Source organism: Streptomyces shenzhenensis, from assembly GCF_021462265.1.
GTDB lineage: Bacteria > Actinomycetota > Actinomycetes > Streptomycetales > Streptomycetaceae > Streptomyces > Streptomyces shenzhenensis.
The window spans coordinates 1-3,332 of sequence record NZ_JAJONF010000122.1 but is presented as its reverse complement, the minus strand read 5'-3'; the positions used below and the strand labels follow the sequence as shown (position 1 = coordinate 3,332).

Here is a 3,332-nt window from a genome sequence, read left to right as displayed (position 1 = left end):
CCCTCCGTGCTGGCGCTCGCCGTGCTCGCCACCGTCGCCGGCCGGCCGGACCTGCCCCACGACCGGGCCGCCGACTTCAGTCCGGTGGCCGACAGTTACGACGGCTTCGACGCGGCCGCCGCCGAGCAGCTCCGCCAGGACCAGTGCCTGATGGCCGGCGTGTTGCGTCTGGGCGGCCCCGGCATGTTCAGCACCGCGCAGGACGCGCTCGACCAGACCCCGGACAAGCTGCACACCGCGGCGAACCGGGAGTACTGGAACACCACTGCGCTGTCGACGGCGTACGACCAGGACAAGGCCGGCGCGAGCAAGGAGGTGGCGGCGCTCCACGACCGCATCAGCGAGTGGAAGAAGCCCGTTTCCGGTCTCCCTACCCCGGGCGGCTTCAAGACGGTCGCCGACTTCGAGGATCCGCCGGGCCTGCCAGGGGACGACACCCAGGACTTCTTCGAGCAGACCGGCCTGGCCCAGTGGGCCGGCAGCCGGATGTGGCTGGCCGAGGACCCCTTCTACGGCGACCCCACCCCGAAGGCGGACGACGTCACGCTGAAGGCGGTGAAGGACCTCGGCACCCCGCTCTACGGCAGCTCCCCGGACACCTCGCTGCCCACCCCGCAGTGGCAGCAGGCGTATGCCGAACACCAGGCGTGGGACGCCCTGGTGAACTGGTCCACGCGGCCGACGGGCGCGGACGACGCCCGGGTCTTCCTGTCCTCCGGTGGTTTCCCGCGCATCGCGCCCGAGCCGGGCAGTGTCGAGTACCGGATCGCCGTGGAGGACCTGAAGTCCCGGTTCGCCTCCTGCGCCTGGCGTTCCCCGGTCGACCCGGACCGGGTCCTCGGCAAGGAGGTCGCGGACGCGTCCGCGGAGTGGCAGCGGGAGATCGCCGCCCAGGCCGGCCGGCGCGACCAGATCCTCAACGCGAACCGCGACGCCACCAAGGCCCTCGCCGCCGGCTCCAAGGCGCTGGGCGAACTGCTGGGCCAGTCCTGGATCGCCGACCACCTGGCCCGCTGGCAGGACTACTGGTCGGCCGGCGGCCCCGGCTGGATCGGCGACAGCCCGGTGATCGTGCACGCGCACGGCGCCACCGACAAGTGCCTGGAAGTGGGCGGCGGCAAGAAGGACAACGGCACGCCGGCGCAGATCTACACCTGCAACGGCTCGGCCGGGCAGAAGTGGCAGATCAGCGGCGACGCGCTGGTCAACGTCAACTCCGGCAAGTGCCTGGAGGTGAAGGGCGGCGCCATCGCGAACGGGACCGTGGTGCAGATCTCGACCTGCAACACCAAGAGCGCGGCCCAGAAGTGGGAGTACGACACCCACGCGACCAGCCGCCTGTACAACCCGGCCACCGGCAACTGCCTGGACCTCGCGACCTACGACAACAGCCGGGACGCCCGGATGTGGGACTGCAAGGGCACCGACCCGCAGAAGTTCGACTTCGCCCCCTCCGGCCACAACGGCACCGACGACCTGGGCTATCCGGCCAAGGCCCAGTTCGACAAGGCGAAGAAGGGCGTCACCGACGCCCAGGCCGCCGCGAAGACCCAGCTCGACCTGCTCAAGGCCCAGGTGACCGCGGCGAAGAAGGCCGCCACCGACACGGACACCGCCACCCAGGCCGCCTACGCCATCGCCGACCAGGCGGGCGCCCCGCGCGGCCGGGGCCTGCTCGTCGGACAGCAGAAGGCCCAGGTCACCAAGGCGTCGGCCGCCGCGCTCGACGCGCTGTCCAAGGCCGGCGACACCGCCTACGCGGCGACCAAGGCGTCCGCCGGTGACAGCGCGGCCATCGCCGCCCGCGCGGTGACCCAGGCGGCGCAGTCCAAGGCCGCGTTCCGTACGGCCGCCGCGCAGGAGGCCAACGCGCAGGCGAAGGCCGCCGCCGATGCCGCCGCCGTACAGGCGCAGACCGCCAAGGCCGCGCGCGACACCGCGAAGGCGAAGCTCGGCGAGACCCAGCAGGCGGAGGCCGACGCGAAGGCGGCCGCCGCCACCGCGCACGCCAAGCGGCTCGCGGCCGAGGCGGAGAAGGCGACGGCCAGGGCGGAGCAGGAGACCGCCGCGCAGAAGCAGGCCGAAGCTGCCCAGCACAAGACGAACGCCGAGGGGTACGCGAAGACCGCCGCCGAGGCCAAGGACCGGGCGGAGACCGCCGAGGCCACCGCCCGCACCAAGCGCCAGGACGCGGAGACCGCGCGGGACCTCGCCAAGGGCAGGTCGGACGACGCGTGGGACGCGCAGAGCAAGGCGAACGCGGCCCGCGCCAAGGCCGACGCCAAGGACGCCTACGCCGACGCGCACGACTCGGACGCCGACGCGAAGGACTCCCGGGCGGCGGCCGACGAGGCGGACCACGCGGCCGACGACGCGGAGACGGCGGCGGGTTCGGCCCGTACCGAGGCCGACGCGGCGAGCCAGGCCGCGGCGGACGCCGACGCCGCGGCGACGCGTGCCGAGGCGGCGGCGAAGCGGGCCCGCTCCGACGCGGACGACGCCCAGGCGGCCAAGCTGAAGGCGGACGCGGCGGTGCGCACAGCGACCAGCGCGGCGGCGGACGCCATCACGGCCTCCCAGGCCTCGGCCGCCGCGGCCCGCAGCGCGGTCAAGCTGGCCGACGAGGCGGAGCAGCACGCCGCCGACTCCAGGAAGCAGGCGGACGCGGCCAAGGCCGAGGCCGCCAAGGCGGTCGCGGGCGTGGCCGACGCGGTCGGTCACGCGTACACGACCGCCCAGGCGGCCGGGGCCGCCGGGGCCGCCGCGCAGCAGGTCGCCGCGCCGGCCAACGACGCGATCCAGCTCGGTTCGCCGTATGTGGACACCGACTCCGCGGCGGGTCTGGCCGTCCTGTCGGGCCAGTCGTCGAAGACGATCGCCGAGCAGCAGCAGGCCGTCGCCGAGGCGCACGCCGCCAACGCGCAGAAGAACGCCGCGCAGGCGCAGAGCCTCGCCGACGCGGCGAGTGGCGACGCGAAGGCCGCGTACACGATCGCCGCCGAGGCGGCCGGTCACGCCGCCGACGCCCGTAAGTCGTCGAAGGAAGCGCTGGGTTACGCCTCCGAGGCGGCGCAGTACGCGGCGGACGCGCAGAAGTCACTGGCGCGCACCATCGAGTACGACCAGCAGGCCACCGCGGACGCGGCGGCCGCCGACCAGGCGGCCGGGGACGCCGAGGGCTACGCCAAGGACGCCCGCAACTCCGCCGGCCAGGCGGCCCTGGACGCGGACGCGGCCCGCACGGCGGCCGCCGAGGCCGAGCAGTCCGCGAAGGACGCCCGCGCCGCGGCCGACCGCGCCGACGCCGAGGCCACCACGGCCGAACAGGCGGC

At 74.6% G+C, this 3,332-nt stretch carries 1 protein-coding gene; it reads left to right on the top strand.

Translation table 11 applies throughout. The features are described from left to right. Positions 1 to 3,332: RICIN domain-containing protein (locus LQ326_RS46915; RefSeq protein WP_234545331.1), on the top strand; the 3,332-nt coding region annotated here is incomplete at both ends.